We start from the raw sequence: 6,578 nt of genomic DNA on the forward strand, positions 1-6,578 counted from the left end.
CAGCGGGGGCCTCCCTCCGTTCGTCGGCCCTCGTCGGCAGCCACGCAAGGCGCTATACGGTGCCCCCGAGCGGCAAGTCCGCGTAATTACCGGCTCTCAGCCGCCCGACGATTTTTCCGGAGTTGACGATGTCACGTCCCGTGCCGAATCCCGGCATCCTCGATATTGCGCCCTACACCCCTGGCAAAAGCCCGGTGGCCGAACCCGGCCGCAAGGTGTTCAAGCTCTCGGCCAACGAGACCCCGTTCGGCCCGTCGCCGCACGCGATCGCGGCCTATAAGAGCGCGGCGGATCATCTCGAGGACTATCCGGAAGGCACCTCGCGGATCCTGCGCGAGGCGATCGGCAAGGCTTACGGCCTCGATCCCGACCGCATCATCTGCGGCGCCGGCTCGGACGAGATCCTCAATTTGCTGGCGCACACTTATCTGGCGCCCGACGACGAGGCGATCTCCAGCCAGCACGGCTTCCTGGTGTACCCGATCGCCACGCTGGCGAACGGCGCCAAGAACGTGGTCGCGCCCGAGAAGAACCTGACCACCGACGTCGATGCGATTCTGGCGGCGGTGACGCCGAACACCAAGCTGGTGTGGCTGGCCAACCCGAACAATCCGACCGGCACCTACATCCCGTTCGACGAAGTCAAGCGGCTGCGGGCCGGCCTGCCCAGCCACGTCGTGCTGGTGCTCGACGCCGCCTATGCCGACTACGTGATGAAGAACGACTACGAGCTCGGCATCGAGCTGGTCTCGACCACCGAGAATACTGTGCTGACCCACACCTTCTCCAAGGTGCACGGCCTCGCCGCGCTGCGCGTCGGCTGGATGTTCGGTCCGGCCAACATCGTCGATGCGGTCAACCGCATCCGCGGGCCGTTCAACGTCTCGGTGCCGGCGCAGCTCGCTGCGGTGGCGGCGATCCAGGACACCGGCCATGTCGAGCGGTCGCGCGCCCACACCGACAAGTGGCGCAACACCCTCGCCGAAGAGCTGCCGAAGCTCGGGCTGACCGTGACGCCGAGCGTGTGCAACTTCGTTTTGATCCACTTCCCGACCACCAAGGGCAAGACCGCGGCGGAAGCCGATGCGTTCCTGACCAAGCGTGGCCTGGTGCTGCGCGCGCTCAACAATTACGGCCTGCCGCATGCGCTGCGCATGACCATCGGCACCGACGAAGCCAACGCGCTGGTGCTGGAAAACTTGCGCGAGTTCATGGGCCAGCCATGAACTCTGCGCCGATGTTTCGCAAAGTCGCGCTGATCGGCTTCGGCCTGATTGGTGGATCGATCGCGCGTGGAGCGAAGTCGCTGGGTCTTGCCGGCGAGATCGTCACCACCGCGCGCTCGGAATCGACCCGGGCGCGGGTGCGCGAACTCGGCATCGTCGACCGTGTGGTCGAGACCAACGCCGAAGCAGCCGACGGTGCCGATCTCGTCATCCTGTGCATCCCGGTCGGCGCCTGCGGCGATGTCGCCCAGGAGATCGCGCCGCATCTGAAGCACGGCGCGATCGTCTCCGACGTCGGCTCGGTCAAGGGCGCGGTCGTGAAGGCGATGGCGCCGTATTTGCCGGAGGACATTCACTTCGTGCCGGCGCATCCGGTCGCCGGCACCGAGAACTCCGGCCCGGATTCCGGCTTCGCCGAGCTGTTCATCAACCGCTGGTGCATTCTGACGCCGCCCGAAGGCACCAACGCCGAAGCGACCGAGAAGCTCGCCGCGTTCTGGCGCGCGCTCGGCGCCAATGTCGAGATCATGACGCCCGACCACCACGACCTGGTGCTCGCGGTGACCAGCCATCTGCCGCATCTGATCGCCTATACGATCGTGTCGACCGCCGAAGAACTCGAAGGCGTGACGCAGTCGGAAGTGCTCAAGTTCTCCGCCGGCGGTTTTCGCGATTTCACCCGCATCGCCGCGTCCGATCCGACGATGTGGCGCGACGTGTTCCTGACCAACAAGGACGCGGTGCTGGAGATGCTCGGCGAATTCCAGGAAGACCTGTCGAAACTGACCCGCGCCATCCGCCGCGGCGACGGCGACGCGCTGTTCGAACACTTCACCCGCACCCGCGCCATCCGCCGCGGCATCGTCCAGATCGGCCAGGACGAAGCCGCCCCGGACTTCGGGCGGCGGCACAAGCAGCTCGGCAAGGCGCCGGAGTAAGCGGGCAACTTCACCATCTCTCTGTCGTCGTCCCCCGCGCAGGCGGGGGACCCAGTATTGCAGAGAGCTGTTAGCGAGCGCACGACGGATCAACGAGCTCTGGAATACTGGGGCGCCCGGACAAGCCGGGCGATGACGGTGGAGAGTGGGGCGCGCGCTCTGCGCCGTATCGTCTCTCCATTCAAACATCAGACAGCTGCCCCCTGACGTTCTCGCGGCGCCGGCGAACAGGACGACGCGGACTTTAGTCCTTTTAGGAAGATTATCAAAGCAGCTTTTGCATTCCCTCGCGTCGACGCCGGGCTTGACCATGCGCCCCATCGCTCTGACGATGGCGACGATTGCACAGCGCGTTATCGATAGATGGATGCGCGGGTCGAGCCCGCGCATGACGCAGTATAGGTATACTCTCCTCGTCATCCCCGGCGCGCGGAACGCGAACCCGGAATCCGTATTCACCGCGTGCACGTGCGGTGCATCGCTGACTAACAAAGCAGCGCTGTAGCCCGGATGGAGCGCAGCGAAATCCGGGACGGACCGCTACCATGGTGCAGTATCGACGTAACCTCATCCCGGGCGGCACTTTCTTCTTCACGGTCACATTGGCCGACCGCCGCAGCACTTTGCTGATCGACTACATTGCAGGACTGCGTAGCGCCTTCCAAAGAACCCGCAGCGACAAGCCGTTTCGAGTGGATGCGATGGTCATTCTCCCGGACCATCTCCACATCATCATGACATTACCCGAAGCTGACGCTGATTTTCCCGGACGCTGGAAAGCCATCAAGGCTGCATTCTCGCGTTCGGTTGCTGCTGCACTACCGACGCTTCGCCCTAACCGGCGTGGCGGTTATCGGATCTGGCAGAGCCGTTATTGGGAGCACACTGTCCAGGACGACGCAGATTTCGAGCGCTGCGCCAATTATATCCACTTCAATCCCGTCAAGCACAGGCTCGTCTCCGTACCAAGGGCGTGGCCATATTCTTCTATACACCGTTACATGCGCGAGGGCATCTTGCCGACGGACTGGGGCGGCGATGGAGGTCGTGACTGCATTGGTTTTGGTGAGCCGCGCGAGTGATTGCAGTCCCTGATCGAGTCACTAAGCTTCGTAGCCTGGATCGAGCGAGGTATAATCCAGGCCGGCAAGAACCGTCGTTTAGCTCGCGATCCCGGATTACGCTTCGCTCCATCCGGGCTACTGGCAACGCCCTCTCACAACCACTTCTTCCACTTGAAGAACATGTACGGCAGCACCGCGGCCAGCAGCATCATGCCGAGTGCCATGGTGTACCCGTGCTGCCATTCGAGCTCGGGCATGATCTTGAAGTTCATGCCGTAGATCGAGGCGATCAGGGTCGGCGGCATCAGCACCACGGCCATCACCGAGAACAGCTTGATGATGTTGTTCTGCTCGAGATTGACGACGCCGAGCATGGCGTCGAGCGTGAAGGTGATCTTGTTCGACAGGTAGCTGGCGTGGTCGGTCAGCGACAGCACGTCGCGCTGCATGGTCTTGAGCTGGGTGCGCAGTTCCTTGGTGCGTTTGACGCCGTCGCCCTCGACCGAGAGGAACGCCACCACCCGGCCGATCGAGACCAGACTTTCGCGGACCTTCGACACCAAGTCGCCCTTGCGGCCGATCGCGATCAGGATGTCGGAATAGCGCTTGGGGTGGCCGGTGCGGGCGGCCCCCTCCGGCTCGAAAATCTGGCGGCTGACGTCGTCGACGTCGGCGCCGGCGCGCTCCAGGATGTCGGCGCAGCGGTCGATCACCGCGTCGAGCAGTTCGAACAGCACGCTTTCGCCGCTGCTGCCCGAGCCGGGCGCCCGTGCCAGCCGGCTTTCGACCACCGCGAACGGGCGAGGCTCGTCATAGCGCACCGTCACCAGCCGGCGGCCGGCCAGAATGAACGTCACCGGCGACAGCCGCGGCGACGTGGTGTCGGCACCACACATCAAGCTGGCGGTCATGTAGCGGGCGCCGTTCTCGATATAGAGACGGCTGGAGATCTCGATCTCCTGCATGTCTTCCCGGGTCGGAACCTCGATCCGCGCCAGCCGCTCCACCGCCTTGTCCTCGTCGGCGGTCGGCCGATCGAGGTCCACCCACACCGTGTCCTCAGGCAGCGCCGCGAGATCCTCCGCAGTGGCGCGCTTCAGGGTGGCTTCGGCGGGGGCGAAGAAAGCAAGCATGGCAACTCCAGGCTGGGACAGGATTGGTCAGAGGGGGCGCGGCCGGGGACCGCGGCCGCCGGCGGCAAGTGTGACACAGCGCGGCAGGACAGCCGACGCATTTTGTGGCCAGGGCGTGGCAGCATGACAATGCACCGCCGAACAGCGCACCCGTTGCTCGAAAATTAATCGGCGGCCGGATTCTATGCGGCAGAAATGCAACAACGCTGCGGCCACGTTACGAACGGCTCGCCGAAATGCTGGCAAACCAGCGGGTTTGCGAGATACTAACAAGAAGAATCGTGGAGTTTCGCGGTGTCTCCCGGCGTGCGGTGGCGCGCCTGATCGTGATTGGAATTGATAATGGCCTTGAACGGAACGAAGCTGGGACTGCTGGCGCTTGCCGGCCTGCTGCTGTCGGGTTGCATGCAGACGACCTATCAGGCCGCCCCGGAAGCCAACCTGAAACCCAATGACAAGGCCCAGCTCGCCAAGGCGCGCTACGCCAAGGTGTCGGTGCCGGAACCGTTCCGCCGCGCGATCGTCGATTATCATCGCAAGGAAGCCCCCGGTACCATCGTGGTCGATTCGGACAACCACTTTCTGTATTACGTGCTCGATAACGGCAAGGCGCTCCGCTATGGCGTGACCGTGGGCGAAGAGGCGCTGGCGTTCTCCGGCATCGCCCGGGTCGGCAACATGGCCGAATGGCCGAAGTGGACCCCGACCGCCGACATCCACAAGCGGATCGAAGGCCTGCCGGCTTCGGTGCCCGGTGGCATCGACAACCCGCTCGGCGCCCGCGCGCTGTATCTCTACCAGGGCAACAAGGACACCCTGTTCCGGATCCACGGCACCAACCAGCCGGAATATATCGGCGCCTCGATCTCCTCGGGCTGCATCCGCATGACCAACGAGGACGTGATCGACCTGTACAACCGGGTGAAGATGGGCACGATCGTCGTTGTGCTCGACCCGAAGCAGGGCGACTCGCCGATGAACTCGAAGATGGCCCTGCAGGGCGGCAGCGGCACCGCGACCCAGTAATCGCGCCGCGGCTCACCCCGCCAGAGTTTGAAAAAGCGCCGGTTTGCCGGCGCTTTTTTTATTGGTCGGGCGGTGATGGTGGGGCTCGGCCCAGCGGTGGGCCGCATGTAATCCGCGGTGGCTCCGCAGTCGCTGAGCGCTCCCTCGCCCCGTGCGCGGGCTAGGTAAGCCTCCCTGCGGGTAAAGGTGCGCCTCGCGCGGGGAAAGATCAGGCCGGTGGGCGTGCCGGCGCCGGCTTGCTGCGAGCGGCCGGCTTGGCAGCCGGCGCCGCTTGTGGCTTGAGATCGATAGGCTTGCTCGCGGCCGGCTTCGCGGAGGTAGCTTTGGCCTTGGCGCGCTTGGTCGGCTTCGGCGGCGGAGGCGACGGGGTCTCGGACTGTTCGCGTTCGGCCTCCTCGGCCGGGACCTGCTCGGCGGCCTCGGGCTGTGATGGAGCAGTTTGCTGTGGCGCGCGCTCCTCGTCAGCGGCGACTTCGCGCGGCGGCGCTTCTGCTGGGCGCGGCAGCGGCATCACCGGGGCAATATTCGGCAGCCCCTCGTACAGAGCCCATTGGCACATCCGGTAGCCGCCGCGGCGTTCAGCGAGATCGAGGTGGATGTGGTCCTCGTGATAGCCATCCGAGCCCGGGCCGAGCACGGTGGTGAAACGCGCGCACACCGACTGCATCACCGCTTCGCGGGTGGCGCGCGGGGCGTCGCGGTCGGTCAGCGAGATCATCCGCCCGTCGGCCAGCTTGATGCCGCGGATGTCGAGCGCGTTGGCGCGGCCGTGCTCGCTGAGCTTGGCACCGCGCACCCGGTTGCGGCCACGACACTCATAAGAATCAAAATTGTCGAGATCGGCGACCCGGCTGCCGAGCGAGGCGCCGAGCGGCGCGATGTCGGCGCGCACCCAATCGGCGATCGCCCGCGCCATCCCGCAGCGCAGGGTCGCGGCCGGCGACACCGACACGCGGCGGCCGTCCGGCAGCACCACCGCTTCGAGCCGCACCAGATCCGGCCCGCCGCAGGCGCCTGGCCCGGTGATATCCGGAATGCTCGGCGCGATCGCGATCTGCTCGGTCAGTGCCAACCGGCATTCGGACGGCGGCTTCGCAGCCGGCGCCGCGTCGGTTTTGGCGGCGGGCGCGCTGTCCGGCGCGGCGGCTTCCGCAGGCGCTGGCTCCTCCTCGCCCGGCCCGGCCCCGCGTG

The 6,578-nt window shown here is 65.5% G+C and carries 6 protein-coding genes and 1 pseudogene; 5 read left to right on the forward strand and 2 right to left on the reverse strand.

Annotated elements, in window-relative coordinates:
• From DYI24_RS28815 to DYI24_RS18355, 4 genes and pseudogenes are all read left to right on the forward strand, one after another.
• A pseudogene (locus DYI24_RS28815) lies at positions 1 to 86 on the forward strand (chorismate mutase); the annotation flags it as partial.
• A gap of 42 nt (positions 87 to 128) precedes the next feature.
• Positions 129 to 1,226, forward strand: a complete 1,098-nt coding sequence (hisC, locus tag DYI24_RS18345; RefSeq protein WP_164573324.1) for a histidinol-phosphate transaminase — start codon at positions 129 to 131, stop codon at positions 1,224 to 1,226.
• Positions 1,223 to 2,164, forward strand: coding sequence for a prephenate/arogenate dehydrogenase family protein (locus DYI24_RS18350; protein ID WP_164573325.1), 942 nt, complete (start codon positions 1,223 to 1,225; stop codon positions 2,162 to 2,164). Before hisC ends, DYI24_RS18350 begins: the two co-directional genes overlap by 4 nt.
• Before the next feature lie 545 nt (positions 2,165 to 2,709).
• The gene (locus DYI24_RS18355; RefSeq protein ID WP_164573326.1) at positions 2,710 to 3,246 is read left to right on the forward strand and encodes an REP-associated tyrosine transposase; all 537 of its coding nucleotides are present in this window, start codon (positions 2,710 to 2,712) and stop codon (positions 3,244 to 3,246) included.
• A gap of 134 nt (positions 3,247 to 3,380) precedes the next feature.
• Here the strand turns inward: DYI24_RS18355 and DYI24_RS18360 are convergent, their stop codons facing one another.
• Positions 3,381 to 4,361, reverse strand: coding sequence for a magnesium transporter CorA family protein (locus tag DYI24_RS18360; RefSeq protein WP_107346012.1), 981 nt, complete (start codon positions 4,359 to 4,361; stop codon positions 3,381 to 3,383).
• A 342-nt stretch (positions 4,362 to 4,703) separates the two neighbouring features.
• Between DYI24_RS18360 and DYI24_RS18365 the strand changes: the two genes are divergently transcribed.
• Positions 4,704 to 5,387: a L,D-transpeptidase gene (locus DYI24_RS18365; protein WP_107346013.1), complete on the forward strand. Its 684-nt coding sequence runs from the start codon at positions 4,704 to 4,706 to the stop codon at positions 5,385 to 5,387.
• Positions 5,388 to 5,595: 208 nt separating this feature from the next.
• On the opposite strand, the gene DYI24_RS18370 is transcribed toward DYI24_RS18365, so the two are convergent.
• Positions 5,596 to 6,578 (reverse strand): extensin family protein (locus DYI24_RS18370; RefSeq protein WP_164573327.1); only part of this gene is annotated, 983 nt, incomplete at its 5' end.

It is taken from the genome of Rhodopseudomonas sp. BR0C11 (genome assembly GCF_010820945.1).
Lineage (GTDB): Bacteria > Pseudomonadota > Alphaproteobacteria > Rhizobiales > Xanthobacteraceae > Rhodopseudomonas > Rhodopseudomonas palustris_H.